At 55.1% G+C, this 22,976-nt stretch carries 20 protein-coding genes and 1 pseudogene; 18 read left to right on the forward strand and 3 right to left on the reverse strand.

Annotation, left to right across the window (positions count from 1 at the left end; all coding sequences use genetic code 11):
* Positions 1-27: 27 nt before the first annotated feature.
* From rseA to acpS, 10 genes are all read left to right on the forward strand, one after another.
* Positions 28-678, forward strand: a complete 651-nt coding sequence (gene rseA, locus OGV50_RS12335; protein ID WP_047461936.1) for an anti-sigma-E factor RseA — start codon at positions 28-30, stop codon at positions 676-678.
* On the forward strand, positions 678-1,634 hold the full coding sequence (gene rseB, locus OGV50_RS12340) for a sigma-E factor regulatory protein RseB (RefSeq protein ID WP_012131210.1): 957 nt from the start codon (positions 678-680) through the stop codon (positions 1,632-1,634). Before rseA ends, rseB begins: the two co-directional genes overlap by 1 nt.
* Positions 1,631-2,110 carry a SoxR-reducing system protein RseC gene (rseC, locus tag OGV50_RS12345; protein WP_115608957.1) on the forward strand — a complete coding sequence of 160 codons (480 nt, stop codon included), beginning with the start codon at positions 1,631-1,633 and terminating at the stop codon, positions 2,108-2,110. Before rseB ends, rseC begins: the two co-directional genes overlap by 4 nt.
* A gap of 282 nt (positions 2,111-2,392) precedes the next feature.
* Complete coding sequence (gene lepA / locus OGV50_RS12350; protein WP_047461945.1) at positions 2,393-4,192, forward strand: translation elongation factor 4; 1,800 nt, start codon at positions 2,393-2,395, stop codon at positions 4,190-4,192.
* Positions 4,193-4,207: 15 nt separating this feature from the next.
* Positions 4,208-5,182, forward strand: a complete 975-nt coding sequence (gene lepB / locus OGV50_RS12355) for a signal peptidase I (RefSeq protein ID WP_012131213.1) — start codon at positions 4,208-4,210, stop codon at positions 5,180-5,182.
* 221 nt (positions 5,183-5,403) lie between these two features.
* Entirely contained in the window at positions 5,404-6,084 is a 681-nt protein-coding gene (gene rnc / locus OGV50_RS12360; RefSeq protein WP_024130107.1) for a ribonuclease III, read from the forward strand.
* A complete protein-coding gene (era, locus tag OGV50_RS12365; protein ID WP_012131214.1) occupies positions 6,081-6,986 on the forward strand; it encodes a GTPase Era in 906 nt (301 codons plus the stop codon). Before rnc ends, era begins: the two co-directional genes overlap by 4 nt.
* Before the next feature lie 11 nt (positions 6,987-6,997).
* Positions 6,998-7,735, forward strand: a complete 738-nt coding sequence (gene recO / locus OGV50_RS12370; RefSeq protein WP_200090967.1) for a DNA repair protein RecO — start codon at positions 6,998-7,000, stop codon at positions 7,733-7,735.
* 11 nt (positions 7,736-7,746) lie between these two features.
* Positions 7,747-8,478 carry a pyridoxine 5'-phosphate synthase gene (pdxJ, locus tag OGV50_RS12375; RefSeq protein ID WP_012131216.1) on the forward strand — a complete coding sequence of 244 codons (732 nt, stop codon included), beginning with the start codon at positions 7,747-7,749 and terminating at the stop codon, positions 8,476-8,478.
* Positions 8,478-8,858 carry a holo-ACP synthase gene (acpS, locus tag OGV50_RS12380; RefSeq protein ID WP_114848590.1) on the forward strand — a complete coding sequence of 127 codons (381 nt, stop codon included), beginning with the start codon at positions 8,478-8,480 and terminating at the stop codon, positions 8,856-8,858. The genes pdxJ and acpS overlap by 1 nt, the downstream gene beginning before the upstream one ends.
* Before the next feature lie 71 nt (positions 8,859-8,929).
* Here the strand turns inward: acpS and yfhL are convergent, their stop codons facing one another.
* Together yfhL and OGV50_RS12390 are read right to left on the reverse strand one after the other, a co-directional pair.
* Complete coding sequence (gene yfhL / locus OGV50_RS12385; protein WP_012131218.1) at positions 8,930-9,190, reverse strand: 4Fe-4S dicluster ferredoxin YfhL; 261 nt, start codon at positions 9,188-9,190, stop codon at positions 8,930-8,932.
* 55 nt (positions 9,191-9,245) lie between these two features.
* A complete protein-coding gene (locus OGV50_RS12390) occupies positions 9,246-10,094 on the reverse strand; it encodes a MurR/RpiR family transcriptional regulator (RefSeq protein WP_012131219.1) in 849 nt (282 codons plus the stop codon).
* Between the two features lie 115 nt (positions 10,095-10,209).
* Between OGV50_RS12390 and murQ the strand changes: the two genes are divergently transcribed.
* From murQ to tadA, 4 genes and pseudogenes are all read left to right on the forward strand, one after another.
* On the forward strand, positions 10,210-11,103 hold the full coding sequence (gene murQ / locus OGV50_RS12395; protein ID WP_058667928.1) for an N-acetylmuramic acid 6-phosphate etherase: 894 nt from the start codon (positions 10,210-10,212) through the stop codon (positions 11,101-11,103).
* Between the two features lies 1 nt (position 11,104).
* Positions 11,105-11,206: pseudogene (locus tag OGV50_RS12400) on the forward strand (PTS transporter subunit EIIC); the annotation flags it as partial.
* 3 nt (positions 11,207-11,209) lie between these two features.
* A complete protein-coding gene (yfhb, locus tag OGV50_RS12405) occupies positions 11,210-11,845 on the forward strand; it encodes a phosphatidylglycerophosphatase C (protein WP_012131221.1) in 636 nt (211 codons plus the stop codon).
* Positions 11,846-11,862: 17 nt separating this feature from the next.
* Complete coding sequence (gene tadA / locus OGV50_RS12410) at positions 11,863-12,405, forward strand: tRNA adenosine(34) deaminase TadA (protein ID WP_012131222.1); 543 nt, start codon at positions 11,863-11,865, stop codon at positions 12,403-12,405.
* Between the two features lie 36 nt (positions 12,406-12,441).
* On the opposite strand, the gene mltF is transcribed toward tadA, so the two are convergent.
* The gene (gene mltF / locus OGV50_RS12415) at positions 12,442-13,989 is read right to left on the reverse strand and encodes a membrane-bound lytic murein transglycosylase MltF (protein WP_104868333.1); all 1,548 of its coding nucleotides are present in this window, start codon (positions 13,987-13,989) and stop codon (positions 12,442-12,444) included.
* 267 nt (positions 13,990-14,256) lie between these two features.
* On the opposite strand from mltF, the gene purL reads away from it, so the two are divergent.
* From purL to glrR, 4 genes are all read left to right on the forward strand, one after another.
* A complete protein-coding gene (gene purL, locus OGV50_RS12420) occupies positions 14,257-18,144 on the forward strand; it encodes a phosphoribosylformylglycinamidine synthase (protein WP_200090957.1) in 3,888 nt (1,295 codons plus the stop codon).
* 1,300 nt (positions 18,145-19,444) lie between these two features.
* Complete coding sequence (gene qseE, locus OGV50_RS12425; RefSeq protein ID WP_199977447.1) at positions 19,445-20,875, forward strand: two component system sensor histidine kinase QseE/GlrK; 1,431 nt, start codon at positions 19,445-19,447, stop codon at positions 20,873-20,875.
* A 23-nt stretch (positions 20,876-20,898) separates the two neighbouring features.
* A complete protein-coding gene (qseG, locus tag OGV50_RS12430) occupies positions 20,899-21,642 on the forward strand; it encodes a two-component system QseEF-associated lipoprotein QseG (RefSeq protein WP_104868337.1) in 744 nt (247 codons plus the stop codon).
* Positions 21,642-22,976, forward strand: a complete 1,335-nt coding sequence (gene glrR / locus OGV50_RS12435; protein WP_024130114.1) for a two-component system response regulator GlrR — start codon at positions 21,642-21,644, stop codon at positions 22,974-22,976. Before qseG ends, glrR begins: the two co-directional genes overlap by 1 nt.

Below are 22,976 nucleotides of genomic sequence, written 5' to 3' on the forward strand. Positions count from 1 at the left end.
AGCGGGATACTGGAAAAGGTATTAGGCATGCAGAAAGAAAAACTTTCCGCTTTAATGGATGGCGAAACGCTGGACAGTGAGCTGCTGAAAGAACTGGCTCACGACCCGGAAATGCAAAAAACATGGGAGAGTTATCACCTGATCCGCGATTCCATGCGGGGTGATACCGCTGACGTTCTCCATTTCGATATTTCCGCCCGCGTAATGGCCGCCATCGAAAATGAGCCGGTACGCCAGACGGCACCGCTGATTCCTGAAGCCCAGCCCGCACCGCACCAGTGGCAGAAAATGCCATTCTGGCAGAAAATGCGTCCGTGGGCGGCGCAGCTCACTCAAATGGGTGTGGCTGCATGCGTATCACTTGCAGTTATTGTTGGCGTCCAGCACTATAATGGACAATCTGAAACGTCCCAGCAGCCCGAAACGCCGGTATTCAATACATTACCGATGATGGGCAAAGCCAGTCCGGTGAGCCTGGGAGTACCTTCTGACGCGACGGCTAACGGCGGTCAGCAACAGCAGGTGCAGGAGCAGCGTCGTCGCATTAATGCCATGTTGCAGGATTACGAACTGCAACGCCGACTGCACTCCGAACAGCTTCAGTTTGAGCAGGCGCAAACACAGCAAGCCGCTGTACAGGTGCCAGGAATTCAAACTTTAGGAACGCAATCGCAGTAATGAAGCAACTTTGGTTTGCCATGTCACTTGTGGCGGGTAGCCTGTTCTTCTCTGTTAACGCCTCGGCCAATACTGCGTCCGGGGCGTTATTGCAGCAGATGAATCTGGCCAGCCAGTCACTGAATTACGAGCTGTCATTCGTCAGCATCAATAAACAAGGCGTTGAGTCTCTGCGTTATCGACATGCACGCCTGGACAATCGTCCTCTTGCACAACTGTTGCAAATGGATGGCCCGCGCCGGGAAGTGGTGCAGCGTGGTAACGAAATCAGCTACTTCGAACCTGGGCTCGAACCGTTCACCCTGAACGGCGACTATATTGTCGATTCTCTGCCGTCCCTTATCTATGCCGACTTTAAACGTCTTTCTCCCTGGTATGACTTTATTTCCGTAGGCCGCACCCGCATTGCCGACAGGCTGTGTGAAGTCATTCGTGTTGTCGCGCGCGACGGCACCCGTTACAGCTATATCGTATGGCTGGATACCGAAACAAAGCTGCCGATGCGGGTGGATCTCCTTGACCGGGATGGGGAAACGCTGGAGCAGTTCCGCGTGATTTCCTTCGCCGTGAATCAGGACGTCGGTAATAGCATGCAGATGCTGGCAAAAGCGAATTTGCCGCCATTGCTTTCTGTTCCTGTGGGGGAAAAGGCGAAGTTCAACTGGAGCCCGACGTGGTTGCCGCAAGGGTTTAGCGAAGTCTCCAGCAGCCGACGCCCGCTGCCTACAATGGATAATCTGCCTATCGAGTCACGCCTCTATTCTGACGGCCTGTTCAGTTTCTCTGTGAACGTGAATCGTGCGACGCAGAACAGCACCGATCAGATGCTGCGAACCGGGCGCAGAACGGTCAGCACCAGCGTGCGTGAAAACGCTGAAATTACGATTGTCGGCGAACTTCCGCCGCAAACCGCGAAACGCATTGCGGACAATATTAAGTTCGGGGCGGCACAATGATTAAAGAGTGGGCGACCGTTGTCTCCTGGCAAAATGGCCAGGCACTGGTGAGCTGCGACGTCAAAGCATCGTGCAGCAGTTGCGCCTCACGGGCCGGATGCGGCAGTCGTGTGCTGAATAAACTCGGGCCGCAAACCACACATACTATTGTGGTGCCAAGTGCTGAACCGCTGGCGCCTGGTCAAAAAGTGGAACTGGGCATTGCCGAAGGCAGCCTGCTGGGGTCAGCAATGCTGGTTTACCTGTCGCCGCTGGTTGGGCTGTTTATCTTCGCGGCGTTGTTCCAGGTACTGTTTGGTTCTGATATTGCCGCGTTGAGCGGCGCGGTGCTGGGCGGCGTCGGGGGTTTTCTGATTGCGCGCGGCTACTCGCGTAAACTGGCTGAACGCGAGGCCTGGCAGCCGGTCATTCTTAACGTTGCTCTTCCTCCTGGTCTGGTTCGCGTTGAAACATCATCTTCCGAAACGAACCCGTGATATTTTTGCCGGATGGCGGCTTCGCCTGATCCGGCCTGGGAACGATAAGCAGACTCTCCAGGCCCGATAAGCTCGTGCTATCGGGCATCATGCTTCCCTTACGACGTTTTACATTAGAAAAGCGATGCCGTTTCCGGTTCCCGCTATCCTTGCTGTATGAACATTTCCTCGCCTCAGTGTTGTAGTGTAGAATGCGGCGTTTCAGTTAAACAGACGTTAAGCTCAGAACAGCGACTTCTAAGAGCCTGCTCAGGCAGGCGTAAGGCACAATAATTACTCTATATGAAGAACATACGTAACTTTTCGATCATTGCTCACATCGACCACGGTAAATCGACGCTGTCTGACCGCATTATCCAGATCTGCGGTGGCCTGTCTGACCGTGAAATGGAAGCGCAGGTTCTCGACTCAATGGATCTTGAGCGTGAGCGCGGTATTACTATCAAAGCGCAAAGCGTGACGCTGGATTACAAAGCGGCTGATGGTGAAACCTATCAACTGAACTTTATCGACACCCCAGGCCACGTTGACTTCTCATATGAAGTTTCCCGCTCACTGGCGGCGTGTGAAGGCGCACTGCTGGTGGTTGACGCCGGGCAGGGCGTCGAAGCGCAAACGCTGGCGAACTGCTATACCGCGATGGAAATGGATCTCGAAGTGGTGCCGGTTCTGAACAAGATTGACCTGCCAGCCGCCGATCCTGAGCGTGTGGCTGAAGAGATCGAAGATATTGTTGGCATTGATGCGACCGATGCCGTTCGCTGCTCGGCAAAAACCGGCGTAGGCGTACAGGATGTGCTGGAACGCCTGGTGCGCGATATCCCGCCGCCGGAAGGCGATCCGGAAGGCCCGCTGCAAGCGCTGATTATCGACTCCTGGTTCGATAACTACCTCGGCGTAGTGTCGCTGGTGCGTATTAAAAACGGCACCATGCGTAAAGGCGACAAAGTCAAAGTGATGAGCACCGGGCAGGTTTATAACGCTGACCGTCTGGGGATCTTCACGCCGAAGCAGATTGACCGTACCGAACTGAAGTGCGGCGAGGTAGGCTGGCTGGTTTGCGCAATTAAAGACATTCATGGCGCCCCGGTTGGCGATACATTAACGCTGGCGCGTAACCCGGCAGAGAAAGCGCTGCCGGGCTTCAAAAAAGTGAAGCCGCAGGTATACGCCGGTCTGTTCCCGGTGAGTTCTGATGACTATGAGAACTTCAGGGATGCGCTCGGCAAGTTGAGCCTGAACGACGCCTCTCTGTTCTACGAGCCGGAAAGTTCAACCGCGCTGGGCTTCGGCTTCCGCTGTGGCTTCTTGGGTCTGCTGCACATGGAGATCATTCAGGAGCGTCTGGAACGTGAATACGATCTGGACCTGATCACCACCGCGCCGACCGTTGTGTACGAAGTGGAAACTACGGCGAAAGAGATTATCTATGTCGATAGCCCGTCCAAGCTGCCGCCGCTGAATAACATCTATGAACTGCGCGAGCCGATTGCTGAATGTCACATGCTGCTGCCTCAGGCATACCTGGGCAACGTCATTACGCTGTGTGTCGAGAAGCGCGGCGTCCAGACCAACATGGTGTACCACGGTAACCAGGTGGCGCTGACTTATGAAATCCCGATGGCGGAAGTGGTGCTCGATTTCTTCGACCGCCTGAAATCAACGTCTCGTGGTTATGCGTCGCTGGATTATAACTTCAAGCGCTTCCAGGCGTCCGACATGGTGCGCGTCGACGTGCTGATCAACAACGAACGTGTCGATGCGCTGGCGCTGATCACTCACCGTGGTAATTCGCAGAGCCGTGGTCGTGAGCTGGTGGAGAAGATGAAAGAGCTGATCCCTCGTCAGCAGTTCGACATTGCGATTCAGGCAGCGATTGGCACGCATATTATTGCGCGTTCTACCGTGAAGCAGTTGCGTAAAAACGTTCTGGCCAAGTGTTACGGCGGTGATATCAGCCGTAAGAAAAAGCTGCTACAGAAACAGAAAGAAGGTAAGAAGCGAATGAAGCAGATCGGTAACGTCGAACTGCCTCAGGAAGCGTTCCTCGCCATTCTGCATGTCGGTAAAGACAGCAAATAATCCTAAGGAGTTGGCATGGCGAATATGTTTGCCCTGATTCTGGTGATTGCCACACTGGTGACGGGCATTTTATGGTGCGTTGATAAATTTATCTTCGCGCCAAAACGTCGGGAACGTCAGGCAGCGGCACAGGCCGCTGCGGGTGATTCACTGGATAAAGCCACGTTGAAAAAAGTGGCGCCTAAGCCGGGCTGGCTGGAAACAGGGGCTTCGGTTTTTCCGGTACTGGCGATTGTGCTGGTGGTGCGTTCATTTATTTATGAACCTTTCCAGATCCCGTCGGGTTCGATGATGCCGACGCTGTTAATCGGTGACTTTATTCTGGTGGAGAAATTCGCCTATGGAATTAAAGATCCGATTTACCAGAAAACGTTGATTGAAACGGGTCATCCGAAACGCGGTGATATCGTGGTCTTTAAATACCCGGAAGATCCGCGCCTGGACTACATTAAACGCGCTGTCGGCCTGCCGGGTGACAAAGTGACGTACGATCCGGTAGCCAAAGAGGTTACTGTACAGCCAGGGTGCCGTTCCGGTCAGGCATGTGAAAACGCGCTGCCGGTGACTTACTCCGACGTTCAGCCCAGCGATTTCGTGCAGACCTTTGCCCGCCGTAATGGGGGAGAAGCCAGCAGTGGGTTCTTCGAAGTGCCATTAAACGAAACGAAAGATAACGGCATTCGTCTGGCGGAGCGTAAAGAGACGCTGGGCGACGTAACCCACCGTATTCTGACCGTACCGATCGCACAGGATCAGGCGGGGATGTATTACCGTCAGCCGGGGCAGCAACTGGCGACCTGGATCGTACCGCCAGGACAATACTTCATGATGGGTGATAACCGCGATAACAGCGCGGACAGCCGTTACTGGGGATTTGTACCGGAAGCGAATCTGGTTGGTAAAGCGACCGCGATCTGGATGAGTTTCGACAAACAGGAAGGTGAATGGCCGACCGGCGTACGCTTAAGCCGTATTGGTGGGATCCATTAATTTCTGATAATCGTTCATGTTGTCGTCATTGCGGCGACAACATGAATTATTTATTGGATAAATCTCCGCAGACTAACGACATCCCCTGTCGTTGTGTATAGAATATTCCCCCGAAGTTTTAGGTTGGCGCCGTCAGGTTGCCACGGCACACTAAACAGCGTTGGTTTCCTCAGGTCTGTTTCGTGTGCTGAATTGTTGACGCATTCATTTATTGGTATCGCATGAACCCCATCGTAATTAATCGGCTTCAACGGAAGCTGGGCTACACTTTTACTCATCAGGAGCTGTTGCAGCAGGCATTAACCCACCGCAGCGCCAGCAGTAAACACAATGAGCGTTTAGAATTTTTAGGCGACTCGATTTTGAGCTTTGTTATCGCCAACGCGCTTTATCACCGCTTCCCGCGTGTGGACGAAGGTGATATGAGCCGTATGCGCGCCACGCTGGTGCGCGGCAATACGCTGGCGGAATTGGCCCGTGAATTTGATCTGGGTGAATGCTTACGTTTAGGGCCTGGTGAACTGAAAAGCGGCGGCTACCGTCGTGAATCTATTCTGGCGGATACCGTAGAAGCGTTAATCGGCGGCGTTTTTCTCGACAGCGATATCCAAACCGTCGAGAAGTTGATCCTTAACTGGTATCAAACGCGCCTGAATGAAATCAGCCCGGGCGATAAACAAAAAGATCCGAAAACGCGTTTGCAGGAATATTTGCAGGGTCGTCATCTCCCGCTGCCGTCTTATCTGGTGGTGCAGGTGCGCGGCGAGGCACACGATCAGGAATTTACTATCCACTGCCAGGTCAGCGGCCTGAGTGAACCGGTGGTTGGCACGGGTTCGAGCCGTCGTAAGGCGGAGCAGGCTGCCGCCGAACAGGCGCTGAAAAAACTGGAGCTGGAATGAGCGAAGATAAAAGCTATTGCGGATTTATTGCCATCGTCGGACGTCCGAACGTAGGCAAATCCACCCTGTTGAACAAGCTGCTCGGACAGAAGATCTCGATCACGTCCCGTAAAGCGCAGACCACGCGTCACCGTATCGTCGGTATCCATACCGAAGGGGCGTACCAGGCTATCTATGTTGATACGCCGGGGCTGCATATGGAAGAAAAACGCGCCATCAACCGCCTGATGAACAAGGCGGCAAGCAGCTCGATTGGCGACGTTGAGCTGGTCATTTTTGTCGTGGAAGGCACCCGCTGGACGCCGGATGACGAGATGGTGCTGAATAAACTGCGCGACGGTAAAGCGCCGGTCATTCTGGCCGTTAACAAAGTGGATAACGTACAGGAAAAGGCCGATCTGCTGCCGCACCTGCAATTCCTGGCAAGCCAGATGAACTTCCTCGATATCGTGCCTGTTTCTGCGGAAACTGGCATGAACGTGGATACCATCGCTGGTATCGTGCGTAAACACCTGCCGGAAGCGACTCATCACTTCCCGGAAGATTACATCACCGATCGTTCACAGCGCTTTATGGCGTCTGAAATCATCCGTGAAAAACTGATGCGTTTCCTCGGTGCCGAACTGCCGTATTCCGTGACCGTTGAGATTGAACGTTTCGTTTCTAACGAACGCGGCGGTTATGATATTAACGGCCTGATCCTCGTTGAGCGCGAAGGGCAGAAGAAGATGGTCATTGGCAACAAAGGAGCCAAAATCAAGACCATCGGTATCGAAGCGCGAAAAGACATGCAGGAAATGTTTGAAGCGCCGGTACACCTGGAACTGTGGGTGAAAGTGAAATCCGGCTGGGCCGATGATGAGCGTGCGCTGCGCAGTCTCGGTTATGTAGACGACCTCTGAGTTAGCACTACGTGGAAGGCTGGCAGAGAGCTTTCGTCCTGCATAGTCGCCCCTGGAGCGAAACCAGCCTGATGCTGGACGTCTTCACGGAAGAGTCGGGGCGCGTGCGTCTGGTTGCCAAAGGCGCACGCTCTAAACGTTCCAGTCTGAAAGGCGCATTACAACCTTTTACGCCACTGTTGCTCCGCTTTGGCGGGCGCGGCGAGGTGAAAACCTTACGCAGCGCTGAAGCGGTCTCTCTGGCGCTCCCCTTAAGCGGCATCACGCTTTATAGCGGTTTGTACATCAACGAACTGCTTTCCCGCGTTCTGGAATACGAAACGCGCTTCTCTGAACTCTTTTTTGATTACCTGAACTGTATTCAGTCGCTGGCTGGCGCGACCGGTTCGCCCGAACCTGCGCTTCGCCGTTTCGAACTCGCCCTGCTGGGGCATCTGGGCTACGGCGTGGATTTTCTGCATTGCGCAGGGAGCGGCGAGACGGTCGATGACACCATGACCTACCGCTATCGCGAAGAGAAGGGATTCATGGCCAGCGTGGTCATTGATAACAGCACCTTTACCGGGCGGCATCTGAAAGCGCTGGATGCACGAGAATTTCCTGATGTTGATACGTTGCGCGCGGCGAAACGCTTTACCCGCATGGCGCTAAAGCCGTATCTTGGTGGTAAGCCGTTAAAAAGCCGGGAACTGTTTCGACAATTTATGCCGAAACGGCCAGGGTGGGCAGAAAATACGAATAATGATTAACGAGGATTGTCATGGCTGAATTACTGTTAGGCGTCAACATTGACCATATTGCCACTTTACGTAATGCGCGTGGTACTGCTTACCCGGACCCGGTACAGGCGGCGTTTATCGCCGAGCAGGCGGGGGCGGATGGTATAACCGTACACCTGCGCGAGGATCGTCGCCATATTACCGACCGTGATGTACGCATTTTGCGCCAGACGCTGGATACGCGTATGAATCTGGAAATGGCGGTGACTGAAGAGATGCTGGCGATTGCCGTTGAGACGAAGCCGCATTTTTGCTGCCTGGTGCCGGAAAAACGTCAGGAAGTGACCACCGAAGGCGGGCTGGACGTCGCGGGTCAGCGTGACAAAATGCGTGATGCCTGCAAACGGCTGGCAGATGCAGGTATTCTGGTATCGCTGTTCATTGATGCCGATGAAGAACAGATTAAAGCCGCTGCGGACGTTGGCGCACCGTACATTGAAATCCATACCGGCTGTTATGCGGATGCTAAAACGGATGCTGAGCAAGCGCAGGAACTGGCGCGCATCGCCAAAGCGGCGACGTTTGCGGCAAGCCTGGGGCTGAAAGTGAACGCCGGTCATGGCCTGACCTATCACAATGTGCAGGCCATTGCCGCACTGCCGGAAATGCATGAACTGAACATCGGTCATGCCATTATTGGGCGGGCGGTCATGAGCGGCCTGAAAGAGGCGGTCGCCGAGATGAAACGCCTGATGCTGGAAGCGCGCGGCTAATGGCGATTCTGGGGTTAGGCACGGATATTGTGGAGATCGCCCGCATTGAGGCGGTGATCTCCCGTTCTGGAGAGCGCCTGGCAAGACGCGTGCTTAGCGACAACGAATGGGCTATCTGGGAGATGCATCAGCAACCGGTGCGTTTTCTCGCCAAGCGTTTCGCGGTAAAAGAGGCGGCGGCAAAAGCGTTCGGCACCGGCATTCGCAATGGGCTGGCGTTCAATCAGTTTGAAGTGTTTAACGATGAGCTGGGTAAACCGCGTTTGCGTTTGTGGGGCGAGGCGTTGAAACTGGCGGAGAGGCTGGGCGTGGCGCATATGCATGTGACATTAGCGGATGAACGTCATTACGCCTGTGCGACGGTGATCATCGAAAGCTAGATTCGGGACTTTGTAGGCCGGATAAGGCGTTTACGTCGCCATCCGGCCTGGTGTCATTCCATCAGGGAGAATTACAGCTTATCCGCGTGATGCATCAGAACAAACTTATCCCACAGCTGTTCTTCCGTTTCGACATGCGCCGGGTCTTTGAGAATGGTATTGGGGATTGGGCACACCTTCTGGCAGGTCGGCGTTTCGTAATGGCCCACGCATTCGGTGCATTTGTCGCTGTTAATCTCGTAAATGCTGTCGCCCATTGAAATCGCCTCATTCGGGCATTCAGGCTCGCACATATCGCAATTGATACACTTTTTAGTGATTAACAGGGCCATCAGGAAACTCTCAAAACATCACAAACCGGGCGGGCATTATACGCGCATTCTTTGCTCAGACCAGTTTTTTTACCAGGGCCTCACTGTGGCGAATACGCTCCGGCGCGCGCCCCAAATCCTGCTGTACCAGCGCCATAAAGAGCAAATCCGTCAACATCGTCTGCGCATGCGTAGAGGATATTGCGGCGCTGCGCGTGGCCTGCTCTTCGGCGATCGTATACAGGCAACGGGTGGCGCGTTGTTGCAGGGCATTCGGTGTAAAGCCGGTGATCGCCAGAACCTTTCCTCCCACCCGCAACGTTTCATCCGCCGCCATATTCAACTCTCTGCGCTCGCCGCTATAGGAGATAGCCAGCAGGAGATCGTCCGGCGCCAGCGCCTGCACGGTGGCTAACAGCGCATGCATATCGTGTTCGGCGACGACATTGAATCCTATCTTCATCAGCTTCCAGGCGAAGTTCTGCGCCACCAGGCCCGATGTGCCAATACCGGTTATGACAACACGCCGGGCATTGCGCAGCATCATGACGCTTTCGAACAATTTCTCTTCGCTGTTAACATCGAGCGTTGCGTGCATTGCGGCGACATTTTCCTCGATCAATTTTTCGCCGACAAGCCGCATCGGATCGTCGCCCCGGATCTGATTATGTACCGGAATAGAGTGAGGATTTGGATTGCTGGCCAGCGCTTCGCTGATCGCCAGCTTCAGTGCCGGAAAGCCTTTAAAGCCCAGTTTCTGCGCGAATTTTACCACGCTGGACTGACTAACGCCCGCCTCAACGGCAAGCTGTTGTGAGCTGAGATGCCGTGTATCATCCGGCTGAGCAAGAATATAATCAGCAAGCTTTTTATCGCTTTGTGCGAGGTCCGGATAACGCTGACGTATACGAATCAAACAGTTCATGAGGACTCCTGGCGAAAAACATGACGGGGATCATAAAAAGATTTTCCCTCGCCCGAAAGAATATAATATTCCATTATTATAGTTATTATGAATTAAAAATTCCTAAGGAACAAAAATGAATCTCGGCTCGTTAGTTTCAGAAACCCGCAATCCACAGACTATGGATCTTGACGCACTCCCTACGCTTGAGCTGGTTCATCGTTTTAATCAACAGGATACGCTTGTAGCGCAAGCAGTAAAAGAGACGCTGCCAGACGTTGCCCGCGCGGTAGATGCCGCCGCCGACGCCTTAAAGGCGGGAGGGCGCATTATTTATATGGGCGCAGGCACCAGCGGACGCCTTGGCGTTCTGGACGCCTCCGAATGCCCACCAACGTTTGGCGTACCGCACGGGCTGGTGATTGGGCTGATTGCCGGCGGGCCTGGCGCGCTGCTGAAAGCGGTGGAAGGCGCGGAAGACAGTCAGCAGTTAGGGGAGGACGATCTCCGGGCGCTTAACGTGACCGCGCAGGATCTGGTTGTCGGGCTGGCGGCGTCCGGTCGTACGCCGTACGTCATTGGCGGGTTGAAATACGCGCGTCAGGTGGGCTGCGTCACGGTGGCTATCTCCTGTAATCCCGATTCTCCCATCGCGCGTGAGGCTGACATCGCCATTTCGCCGGTTGTTGGGCCGGAGGCGCTAACCGGTTCGACGCGACTGAAATCCGGTACTGCGCAAAAACTGGTGCTCAATATGATCTCCACCGGGGCGATGGTGAAGTTCGGCAAGGTGTACCAGAACCTGATGGTGGACATGAAAGCCACCAACGTTAAGCTCGTTGACAGAGCGTGCCGGATGGTGGTTGAGGCTACCGGGATTACGCGTGAAGAGGCCGAAGCGCTGCTTAAGCAGACAGATTTCGAGGTTAAACCGGCCATTCTGATGGCGCTTACCGGGCTGAATGCCGAAGACGCAAGGGCGAAATTGTCCGCTCACCAGGGATTTCTACGCGCGGCGTTAGAACGCTAACGTTACCGGAAAATTGAGGTTCTATCTGTTAGTCTATCTGGTAACGATTATCGCCGGGTTTCGGTTAACCCGGCTATTGGGCTTCAACAATCCAGAGGAGTAGGGTTTGGTTAATCACGAGCGTCGTGTCGTATTTTTTGATTTGGACGGTACGTTGCACCAGCAGGATATGTTTGGCAGTTTCCTGCGTTATCTGTTGCGTCGCCAGCCGCTGAATGCGTTGCTCGTGCTGCCGTTATTGCCGGTTATCGGGATTGGCTTGTTGATTAAAGGTCGGGCGGCGCGTTGGCCGATGAGCCTGCTGTTATGGGGTTGTACCTTCGGTCACAGTGAAGCGCGGCTCAAGGCGCATCAGGCGGATTTCGTTCGCTGGTTTCGCGATAACGTCACGGCGTTTCCGGTTGTTCAGGAGCGCCTGACGACCTATCTGTTAAGCTCTGACGCTGATATCTGGCTGATTACCGGCTCTCCGCAATCGCTGGTGGAACAGGTCTATTTCGATACGCTCTGGCTGCCGCGCGTGAACCTGATCGCCAGCCAGATGCGGCGTGGCTACGGCGGCTGGCTGCTGACTATGCGCTGTCTGGGGCACGAGAAGGTCGCCCAACTGGAACGCCAGATTGGTGCGCCGTTACGTCTGTACAGCGGCTACAGCGACAGTAAGCAGGATAACCCGCTTCTCTATTTTTGCCAGCATCGCTGGCGCGTCACGCCGCGAGGGGAGCTCCAGCAACTCGAATAGAGTTAACGATAGCGCCCATGTATAATGCGCCCGCTTTTATTACCGGAGTGTCTCCTTTGTCTGATGTTGAATTTAGCCACGAATACTGGATGCGTCATGCGTTGACGCTGGCGAAACGCGCCTGGGATGAGCGTGAAGTGCCGGTTGGCGCGGTATTGGTGCATAACAATCGCGTCATTGGCGAAGGCTGGAACCGTCCGATAGGTCATCATGATCCCACTGCGCACGCTGAAATCATGGCGTTACGTCAGGGCGGGCTGGTGCTTCAGAACTACCGTTTGCTGGATACCACGCTTTACGTGACGCTGGAGCCGTGCGTGATGTGTGCGGGAGCAATGGTACACAGCCGCATTGGTCGGGTGGTATTTGGCGCTCGCGACGCGAAAACCGGCGCGGCAGGGTCGCTGATGGACGTATTGCATCATCCGGGCATGAACCACCGCGTAGAGATCACCGAAGGTGTGTTACGCGATGAGTGTGCAGCGCTGCTCAGTGATTTCTTCCGCATGCGTCGCCAGGAGATCAAAGCGCTAAAAAAATCTTCGCAAGAATCGTTGTAGGGCGGCCAGGGCGTGAAAGCGTCCAGCCCTGTGAGATTAGTTTTCGTCTTTCTTCTTCAGTGAAAACGGCAAAGAAGGAGAGTGTGACAGGTAGTTCGATGACGGCTGCGATAAGAAAGAAGAGAAAGGAAATGTCTCCGTATCAAACTCGGTCGGAGACACTGCCGGGTAATCCTGCGCCAGCTTTATCGCTTCTGCCGTCTGCTTCTCTTTTTCTTGCAGATAGCCGACCAGGCTAATCTGATACTTCCGAATATTTTCCACATAAGCGTAGGCTTCATGCCCGCGCGCATAGCCGTACGTCAGCTTGCTGTAATATTGTTTCTGGCTGAGCAGCGGCAGCCGTTGTTTTACATCGGCCCAGCTATCCGGGTTGCCCCTGGTTTTAACCGTCAACGCACGGGCGTCAAGCATATGTGCATAACCCATGTTATAGGCGGCGAGCGCAAACCAGATACGCTCCTCTTCCGGCACGGTTTCAGGCACTTTGCCCATCATATCCTGGATATAACGCACACCGCCGCTGATGCTCTGTTCCGCATCGGTACGGTCCGTCAGCCCCAGACTTTGCGCGGTGTTTTTAGTGAGCATCATCAGACCGCGAACGCCCGTCGGGGAGGTGGCCAGCGGGTCCCAGTGTGACTCCTGATAGGAAATTGCGGCCAGCAGGCGCCAGTCTATCTCCTGCGCGTATTTTTCAAACAACGGCTGGAGATCGGGCAATACGCCGTCCACGGCCCGCAGGAAGGTGCGGGTATCGACATAATCAAAATCGTCGCCGTGCCCCAGATACTTCTCTTCCATACGCGCCAGTGAGCCGTCTTCATTAATAGCGTTGAAGAAATCGAGCAGCGCAGCGGAAAGCGTGTTGTCATCGTCCAGTTGGCTAAACCAGGTGACAGGCTGCTCATCGGTGACATCCAGCGCGACGGCCAGTTCAGGATGTACGCGCTGGAACAGGCTGATCGCGACAGAATCGGCAATGGTATAGTCCAGATTGCCGCTGATGACTTCGCTGAGCAGCGCCGCCGTCCCTTTTTTGTCATCGACTTTCCAGCTCAGATCGGGAAATTTAGTCTCTTTCAGCGCCTGCAAGTCATTCACCACGACATGCCCTGGCGCGATAGAGAGCTGGCTTTCATTCACCGTGGCCAGTGTGCGAGGCCGGTATTGTCCTACCCGGTAAACCAGCTGTTGCGAAACGGAATAGTAGGTCGGGCCGGGTTGATAATTCTTCACGCGCTCGCTGTTGTAAACCAGTCCTGCCGCCAGCAGATCGGCGTTGCCGTTATCTAAATCGTCAAATAGCTGGCTGATATTCTGGCGTACGGTAATTTTCAGCTTTACGCCAAGATAGCTGGCGAACTGCTGCGCCAGTTCGTAATCCAGACCGTACTTTTTTCCGTTAATGCGGGCGTAAGTCAGCGGCGACTCTATTGTTGAGACGCGTAACTCTCCCCGCGATTGGATCGCGGCGATACGATTGTCGGCTTTGCCGAACCAGGGGATTGATGGCCAGAGGGCCGCTGCCAGCAGCAGAGTCAATATGCCGATGAACAGATAATTAATCTTTAATTTTTTCAATTAGTTAATTCTCTGAATCGTGCGTAATCTCAGCCTGCTAATGTCATTTTGGTGGGTTAAAATCATCATGAATGTGCGGCATTTTGCGCAACAATGCGCCAGTTGGCAACTAATTAGAATGATTGGCCGCACCGTATGATAAGAAAAGGCGGCGATTTTATTTCGACGCAAACGGTTTCGTCGGGGCGTCAGATTCTTTATAATGTCGCCCGTTTCCCCCCTTGCGCACACTTAAAGCGCCTCAGGCGCTTCGAAGACGAGAGACTTATGATGGAAATTCTGCGTGGTTCGCCTGCACTGTCTGCATTCCGTATTAACAAACTGCTGGCGCGTTTTCAGGCGGCCAATCTTCAGGTCCACAATATTTACGCTGAGTATGTCCATTTTGCTGACCTGAGCGCCCCCTTAAACGAGGATGAGCACGCGCAACTTGCACGTTTGCTGAAATATGGGCCGAGCTTAAGCAGCCATACCCCTGAAGGAAAGCTGCTGCTGGTCACGCCGCGTCCTGGCACCATCTCCCCCTGGTCTTCCAAAGCGACTGATATCGCCCATAACTGCGGTCTGCAACAGGTAAGCCGCCTGGAGCGAGGCGTTGCATACTACGTTGAAGCCGCTACGCTCACGGCTGAACAGTGGCAGACGATTGCCGCTGAACTGCACGACCGGATGATGGAGACCGTGTTCTCTTCTTTATCTGATGCGGAAAAACTGTTTGTTCATCACCAGCCTGCGCCGGTTGCCAGTGTGGATCTGCTGGGTGAAGGGCGTCAGGCGCTGACTGACGCCAACCTGCGTCTGGGTCTGGCGCTGGCGGATGACGAAATTGATTACCTGCAAGACGCCTTCACGAAGCTGGGGCGCAATCCGAACGATATCGAACTGTATATGTTCGCGCAGGCAAACTCCGAACACTGTCGCCATAAGATTTTTAACGCTGACTGGGTTATCGACGGGAAACCGCAGCCGAAGTCGCTGTTTAAGATGATCAAAAACACCTTTGAAACCACGCCGGATCATGTGTTGTCTGCCTATAAAGATAACGCGGCGGTGATGGAAGGTTCTGACGTGGGACGCTACTTTGCTGACCACGAGAGCGGTCGCTATGACTTCCACCAGGAGCCTGCGCATATCCTGATGAAGGTGGAAACTCATAACCACCCGACGGCGATCTCGCCGTGGCCGGGCGCGGCGACCGGTTCCGGTGGTGAGATTCGTGATGAAGGCGCAACCGGACGCGGCGCGAAGCCAAAAGCGGGTCTGGTGGGCTTCTCCGTGTCTAACCTGCGTATTCCGGGCTTTGAGCAGCCGTGGGAAGAAGATTTTGGTAAACCAGAGCGTATCGTTACCGCGCTGGACATTATGACCGAAGGCCCGCTGGGCGGCGCGGCGTTTAATAATGAATTTGGTCGCCCGGCATTGAACGGGTACTTCCGTACTTACGAAGAAAAAGTAAACAGCCACAACGGCGAAGAGCTGCGCGGCTACCACAAGCCGATCATGCTGGCGGGCGGGATCGGCAACATCCGCGCCGATCACGTACAGAAAGGCGAGATCGTCGTTGGCGCGAAGCTGATCGTGCTCGGTGGGCCGGCGATGAACATTGGTCTGGGGGGCGGGGCGGCGTCCTCTATGGCTTCTGGTCAGTCGGATGCGGATCTCGACTTTGCCTCCGTGCAGCGTGATAACCCGGAAATGGAACGTCGCTGCCAGGAAGTGATCGACCGCTGCTGGCAGTTAGGCGATGCCAACCCGATCCTGTTTATTCACGACGTCGGGGCAGGCGGTCTCTCCAACGCGATGCCGGAGCTGGTGAGCGACGGCGGGCGCGGCGGTAAATTTGAGCTGCGCGATATCCTCAGCGATGAGCCGGGCATGAGCCCGCTGGAAATCTGGTGTAACGAGTCTCAGGAGCGTTATGTGCTGGCCGTGGCCGCCGACCAGTTGCCGCTGTTTGATGAGTTGTGCAAGCGTGAGCGCGCGCCGTATGCGGTGATCGGTGAGGCCACCGAAGAACAGCATCTGTCCCTGAACGACAGTCACTTCGATAATCAACCGATCGATCTGCCGCTGGACGTGCTGCTGGGTAAAACGCCGAAAATGACCCGCGACGTGCAGACGCTGACAGCGAAAGGCGATGCGCTGGATCGTGCTGATATCACGATTGCTGACGCGGTTAAACGGGTTCTGCATCTGCCGACCGTGGCGGAGAAAACATTCCTGGTGACCATCGGCGACCGTACCGTGACCGGTATGGTGGCGCGCGATCAGATGGTCGGCCCGTGGCAGGTGCCGGTGGCGAACTGCGCGGTGACCACCGCCAGCCTCGACAGCTACTACGGTGAAGCGATGTCTATCGGTGAACGTGCGCCGGTAGCGCTGCTGGACTTTGCCGCTTCCGCCCGTCTGGCCGTTGGCGAAGCGCTGACGAACATCGCCGCGACCCAGATTGGCGATATCAAACGCATCAAGCTGTCCGCAAACTGGATGGCAGCGGCCGGTCATCCGGGTGAAGATGCCGGTCTGTATGACGCGGTGAAAGCGGTAGGCGAAGAACTCTGCCCGCAGCTTGGCCTGACGATTCCGGTGGGCAAAGACTCTATGTCGATGAAAACCCGCTGGCAGGAAGGCAACGAGCAGCGCGAAATGACCTCGCCGCTGTCGCTGGTGATTTCCGCGTTTGCCCGCGTGGAAGATGTGCGTCATACCATCACGCCGCAGCTCTCGACCGAAGATAACGCGCTGCTGCTGATCGATTTGGGTCAGGGGCATAACGCGCTGGGCGCAACGGCGCTGGCGCAGGTGTATCGTCAACTGGGCGACAAACCGGCAGACGTGCGCGATGTGGCGCAGTTGAAAGGCTTCTATGATGCGATTCAGGCGCTGGTGGCGCAGCGTAAACTGCTGGCGTATCACGACCGTTCCGATGGCGGCCTGCTGGTCACGCTTGCCGAGATGGCCTTTACCGGTCACTGCGGCATCCAGGTTGATATTGCAACATCTGGCGACGATCGTCTGGCGGCGCTGTTTAACGAAGAGCTGGGCGCAGTGATCCAGGTGCGGGCGGCCGATCGCGAAGCGGTCGAGGCGCTGCTGGCGAAGCACGGTCTGAGTGACTGCGTACACTATTTAGGTCAGGCCGTTTCCGGCGACCGTTTTGTGATTGAATCCAACGGGCAGGTCGTCTTCAGCGAAAGCCGCACCACGCTTCGTACCTGGTGGGCGGAAACGACCTGGCAGATGCAGCGCCTGCGCGACAACCCGGAATGTGCCGATCAGGAACATGACGCAAAAACCAACGATGCCGACCCGGGTCTGAACGTGAAATTGTCGTTCGATATCAATGAAGATATCGCCGCGCCGTATATTGCTACCGGCGCACGTCCGAAGGTTGCCGTACTGCGCGAACAGGGCGTGAACTCCCACGTTGAGATGGCGGCGGCGTTCCATCGCGCGGGCTTTGACGCGATTGATGTGCATATGAGCGATCTGCTGGCTGGCCGTATTGGGCTGGGTAATTTCCAGGCGCTGGTTGCCTGTGGCGGTTTCTCTTACGGTGACGTGCTGGGCGCGGGTGAAGGCTGGGCGAAATCGATTCTGTTCAACAATCGCGTACGCGACGAGTTCGAAACGTTCTTCCACCGCCCGCAGACGCTGGCGCTTGGCGTATGTAACGGTTGCCAGATGATGTCTAACCTGCGTGAACTGATTCCGGGGAGCGAGCTGTGGCCGCGTTTTGTGCGTAACCATTCTGACCGTTTTGAAGCGCGCTTCAGCCTGGTGGAAGTGACCCAAAGCCCGTCTCTGCTGTTGCAGGGAATGGTTGGCTCACAGATGCCTGTCGCGGTGTCCCACGGTGAAGGGCGCGTTGAAGTGCGTGACGATGCGCATCTGGCTGGGCTGGAAAGCAAAGGTCTGGTTGCACTGCGTTATGTCGATAACTTCGGTAAGGTTACGGAAAACTACCCGGCCAACCCTAACGGATCGCCAAACGGCATCACCGCCGTTACCACGGAAAACGGCCGCGCAACCATTATGATGCCGCACCCGGAGCGCGTCTTCCGTACCGTCAGCAACTCCTGGCACCCGGAAAACTGGGGCGAAGACAGCCCGTGGATGCGTATTTTCCGCAATGCGCGTAAGCAGTTAGGTTAATCCGCACGTAAATGGCCCGATAAGCAAAGCGCTATCGGGCCTGGACATACGCGTAGGCCGGATAAGGCAAAGCCGCCATCCGGCAAGGAAGCTTCCGTGAAGGGCGTGTGTTTATCCGTTAAACGGAGAACCTTTTTATTCTGGTAAATTTTTCCGTTCACTTTATGTCCCGCATTTCTCTGAAGACTCAGTACCCGTGAACGTGCGAGGGAGGCTCACCGCCGCCTCCCTTGCAACCCTGGCTCTCCGGCAAGGAAAATCGCCGCTGCGCGGTTTATTCGCCTTATTCCGTCTGCCTTTCGGGTCGGGGCCGAGCCTGCGTCCCGGCAGGCCGTCCCCTCCGCCCGCGTCCCTGCGTGCGGACCCGGTCAGCCGTCAACGTCTCATCGATTTTCAGCCGGAACAGGGGCATTGCTGCAATGCCCTGATTTTCAGTTGCACCGGTTTTGCTGTTAAAAAAACAAACCGCAGAAATGGTCAGGTGCAGGCGGGTCCGGCTGAAAATTGCCGACGTGTTTCCGTAAGGCCGGAGGAACCCGCATGGATGCGGGTTCAGGGCGTGTTTTGCAGGGACGCTACCTCGCGCCCGCCCCGGTAGCCTGGAGGAATAAGCGGAGGGTATTGCGAAGCAACAATTTTCCCGCCGGGAGCCAGGATTGTTAAGGAGGCGGCGACGAGCCTCCTTAACACGTTCACGGGTGATGAAGCGCCAGAGAAATGCGGGACATAAAGTGAACGGCATAATACTCCGGGATACTATGTTCTCTCTTCAGAATAATTCCGCTCACTGGATGGCAATATTTTTTGCCCTGCCATCAACCATAAAGGTGTCGGGAAATGCCGACATCAGTAGATTGTCTGTGTCGCCAAAAGGAGACATTTAACTCATTGATTTACAAAGATAGCGTAAGGTTTGTTTTTAGGTGTCTCTGAATGGCGACATCTTGCTGAAATTTTGTTCGTTTTGTAACGGTGATGATTTCTCTATAAAACCAAATAAAATCATAATGTTAATTATTTGTTTTTAAAGTTGGCACACTTACTGCATAATAGTAACCAGTGGCTCATTCACCTTCTTATGTCAGCCCCTTCGGGAAGCGCTACATAAACTTCGAATGACGCACAACAAGGTGCCTGCCGTCCAACTTCTGATAATAGCGTCGCTTTATCAACCACCGGGCGAAACGTCGAGTTAGGCACCGCCTTATTCCATAACAAAGCCGGGTTAATCCCGGCTTTGTTGTATCTGATGTTCCCCTCGGTTAGCATCCTTGTATCCTTATCCGATGAGAGTAACGCCTTGAAGCGCTGGTCTGTTTTCCCCCGGTCCTTGCGACAACTGGTTATGCTGGCATTTCTGCTGATTCTGTTGCCTTTGTTGGTACTGGCCTGGCAGGCCTGGCAAAGTCTCAACGCGCTCAGCGCCCAGGCGGCGCAGACTAACCGCACCACGCTGATAGATGCCCGGCGCAGCGAAGCGATGACCAACGTGGCGCTGGAGATGGAGCGCAGCTACCGGCAATATTGCGTGCTCGACGACCGTACGCTGGCGAAGGTGTATCAGAGCCAGCGAAAACGCTACAGCGAAATGCTGGACGCACATGCGGGAGTATTGCCGGACGCTAAACTTTACCAGGCGCTACGCGATGATCTGAACGGTCTTGCACAATTACAGTGTAAAAATAGCGGCCCTGACGCTACCGCCGCCGCGCGGCTGGAAGCTTTTGCCAACGCCAATACGGAAATGGTGCAGGCAACGCGCACGGTGGTGTTCTCGCGCGGGCAGCAGTTACAGCAGGAAATCGCAGAGCGCGGACAATTCTTTGGCTGGCAGGCGCTGGTGCTGTTTCTGGTCAGTCTGGCGATGGTGCTGCTTTTTACAAGGATGATCATTGGGCCGGTGAAAGGGATAGAACGGATGATTAACCGGCTGGGAGAAGGGCGCTCTCTGGGGAATACCGTGTCGTTTACCGGGCCGCGCGAGCTGCGTTCGGTGGGGCAGCGCATTATCTGGTTGAGTGAACGTCTGTCCTGGCTGGAATCCCAACGGCATCAATTTTTACGTCACCTGTCGCATGAGCTGAAAACGCCGCTGGCCAGTATGCGCGAAGGGACAGAGCTGCTGGCCGATCAGGTCGTGGGGCCGTTGACGCCAGAGCAAAAAGAGGTCGTCGGCATTCTGGACGATAGCAGCCGCAACTTACAGAAGTTGATTGAGCAACTGCTTGATTACAACAGGAAACTGGCGGACAGCGCGATTGAGATGGAAACCGTGGAGCTTGAACCGCTGGTGGATATGGTGGTTTCCGCTCACAGTTTGCCTGCGCGCGCTAAAATGATGCATACCGAGGTCAGGCTGGCTATCGACAACTGTCTGGCCGAGCCGATGCTATTAATGAGCGTGCTGGACAATCTTTATTCCAATGCGGTGCACTATGGCGCTGAATCCGGTAACATTTGTATTCGCAGCAATGTATATGGTTCAAAGGCGCACATTGATGTGATCAATACGGGCACGCCGATCCCGGAAGCGGAAAGGGCCATGATTTTTGAACCCTTTTTCCAGGGAAGCCATCAGCGTAAAGGTGCGGTGAAGGGGAGTGGATTAGGGTTAAGTATCGCCAGGGACTGCATCCGTCGTATGCAGGGGGAACTGTATCTGGTCGATGAGAATGCGCAAGAAGTTTGTTTCCGTATCGAACTGCCGCTATCTGCATCGAAAAACCACTAAAAATGAAGCTAAGCCTGGTGAGTATGCCACACGTTTTTGTTCGAGTTCTGAAGCGATTATTTCCCCGAAGAGGATGGTTAGCGAGTGTGCCTTGCCTGGTGCTGATGGGGTGCGCGCCACATGCCGCGAAGCATGTCGTAAATGATGCGTCGCAGGAAAAAATTCCACCGTATCAGCTGGCGGATTATCTCTCTACCGACTGTTCGGATATCTGGTTACTTAAAGGACCATCGACGGATAACAATCCGCTTTACTGGCAGCGGGCGATTGATTGTGCCGATCGCCTGTTGCCTGTTCAGTCACGCAATGAAGCGCGGGCGCTGGAAGATGGCAGCTGGCAGAACACGTTCAAACGCGGGATTCTGCTGGCGGATGCTAAAATTACGCCCCTTGAACGGCGCGATATGGTCACTCGCCTCGATGCGCTAAGCGCGCAAATTCCCGCTCAGGTGCGCCCGCTCTATCAGCTCTGGCGCGACGGCCAGGCGCTACAGTTACAGCTTGCCGAAGAGCGCCAGCGTTACAGTAAACTCCAGCAAGCGTCGGATAGCGAGCTTGATACGTTGCGTCAGCAGCATCAGCACTTACAGGCGCAGCTCGATCTCACGACGCGCAAGCTGGAGAATCTGACTGATATTGAGCGCCAGCTCTCCACGCGCAAACCCGCAGGCAACTACAATCCTGACGCGACACACGGAAATGACAAACCCGCAGCGCCTGACGACGGCGCATCTTCCACACCGCCACAAGATGAGGTAACGCCATGATAAGCCGCAAACCGGCACATCTGCTGCTCGTGGACGATGACCCGGGGCTGTTGAAACTGCTGGGGATGCGCCTGACCAGCGAAGGCTACAGCGTCGTGACGGCGGAAAGCGGTCAGGAAGGGCTGCGCGTACTGAATCGCGAAAAAGTGGATCTGGTCATTAGCGATCTGCGAATGGATGAAATGGATGGCATGCAGCTGTTCACGGAAATCCAGAAAGTCCAGCCTGGTATGCCCGTCATCATTTTGACCGCACACGGCTCCATTCCTGATGCCGTGGCGGCGACGCAAAAAGGCGTGTTTAGCTTTCTGACCAAACCGGTCGATAAAGATGCGCTGTATCAGGCCATTGATGACGCGCTTGAACAGTCGGCGCCAGCAATGGACGACAGCTGGCGCGAATCAATCGTTACGCGCAGTCCGTTGATGATACGCCTGCTGGAACAGGCGCGGATGGTGGCGCAATCGGATGTCAGCGTGCTGATTAACGGGCAAAGCGGCACCGGGAAAGAGATTTTCGCGCAGGCTATCCATAACGCCAGCCCGCGCAGCAGTAAACCTTTCATCGCCATTAACTGCGGCGCGCTGCCGGAACAGCTACTGGAGTCCGAACTGTTTGGCCACGCGCGCGGGGCGTTTACCGGCGCGGTCAGCAATCGCGAAGGGTTATTTCAGGCGGCGGAAGGCGGCACGCTGTTTCTTGACGAAATCGGCGATATGCCCGCGCCGTTACAGGTTAAGCTGCTGCGCGTTCTGCAAGAGCGCAAAGTCAGACCGCTTGGCAGCAATCGCGATATCGATATTGATGTGCGCATTATCTCCGCAACGCACCGCGATCTGCCTAAGGCGATGGCGCGGGGTGAATTTCGCGAAGACTTATATTACCGTCTGAACGTGGTGAGTCTGAAGATCCCGACGCTGGCGGAGCGTACGGAAGATATTCCGCTGCTGGCGAATCATCTTCTGCGCCAGTCAGCAGAGCGGCATAAACCGTTTGTGCGGGCGTTTTCAACGGATGCGATGAAGCGTCTGATGACCGCAAGCTGGCCGGGAAACGTGCGTCAGTTGGTGAACGTTATTGAGCAGTGCGTGGCGTTAACTTCCTCGCCGGTCATCAGCGACGCGCTGGTGGAGCAGGCGCTGGAAGGCGAAAATACGGCGCTGCCGACGTTTGTTGAGGCGCGTAATCAGTTTGAGCTTAACTACTTGCGTAAACTGCTGCAAATCACCAAAGGGAATGTCACCCATGCGGCGAGAATGGCAGGGCGTAACCGGACGGAATTTTATAAGCTGCTCTCGCGCCATGAGTTGGATGCAAACGATTTCAAAGAGTAG

The sequence above is a fragment of the Citrobacter sp. CK180 genome, from assembly GCF_030333655.1.
Lineage (GTDB): Bacteria > Pseudomonadota > Gammaproteobacteria > Enterobacterales > Enterobacteriaceae > Citrobacter_B > Citrobacter_B koseri.

What these genes read in the sequence shown, in the direction of transcription:
- rseB (WP_012131210.1), top strand. Translation starts at nt 678, where the DNA reads ATGAAGCAACTTTGGTTTGCCATGTCACTTGTGGCGGGTAGCCTGTTC.
- lepA (WP_047461945.1), top strand. Translation starts at nt 2,393, where the DNA reads ATGAAGAACATACGTAACTTTTCGATCATTGCTCACATCGACCACGGT.
- rseA (WP_047461936.1), top strand. Translation starts at nt 28, where the DNA reads ATGCAGAAAGAAAAACTTTCCGCTTTAATGGATGGCGAAACGCTGGAC.
- acpS (WP_114848590.1), top strand. Translation starts at nt 8,478, where the DNA reads ATGGCGATTCTGGGGTTAGGCACGGATATTGTGGAGATCGCCCGCATT.
- murQ (WP_058667928.1), top strand. Translation starts at nt 10,210, where the DNA reads ATGAATCTCGGCTCGTTAGTTTCAGAAACCCGCAATCCACAGACTATG.
- pdxJ (WP_012131216.1), top strand. Translation starts at nt 7,747, where the DNA reads ATGGCTGAATTACTGTTAGGCGTCAACATTGACCATATTGCCACTTTA.
- tadA (WP_012131222.1), top strand. Translation starts at nt 11,863, where the DNA reads ATGTATAATGCGCCCGCTTTTATTACCGGAGTGTCTCCTTTGTCTGAT.
- rnc (WP_024130107.1), top strand. Translation starts at nt 5,404, where the DNA reads ATGAACCCCATCGTAATTAATCGGCTTCAACGGAAGCTGGGCTACACT.
- yfhL (WP_012131218.1), bottom strand. Translation starts at nt 9,190, where the DNA reads ATGGCCCTGTTAATCACTAAAAAGTGTATCAATTGCGATATGTGCGAG.
- OGV50_RS12390 (WP_012131219.1), bottom strand. Translation starts at nt 10,094, where the DNA reads ATGAACTGTTTGATTCGTATACGTCAGCGTTATCCGGACCTCGCACAA.
- lepB (WP_012131213.1), top strand. Translation starts at nt 4,208, where the DNA reads ATGGCGAATATGTTTGCCCTGATTCTGGTGATTGCCACACTGGTGACG.
- rseC (WP_115608957.1), top strand. Translation starts at nt 1,631, where the DNA reads ATGATTAAAGAGTGGGCGACCGTTGTCTCCTGGCAAAATGGCCAGGCA.
- purL (WP_200090957.1), top strand. Translation starts at nt 14,257, where the DNA reads ATGATGGAAATTCTGCGTGGTTCGCCTGCACTGTCTGCATTCCGTATT.
- qseG (WP_104868337.1), top strand. Translation starts at nt 20,899, where the DNA reads ATGCCACACGTTTTTGTTCGAGTTCTGAAGCGATTATTTCCCCGAAGA.
- era (WP_012131214.1), top strand. Translation starts at nt 6,081, where the DNA reads ATGAGCGAAGATAAAAGCTATTGCGGATTTATTGCCATCGTCGGACGT.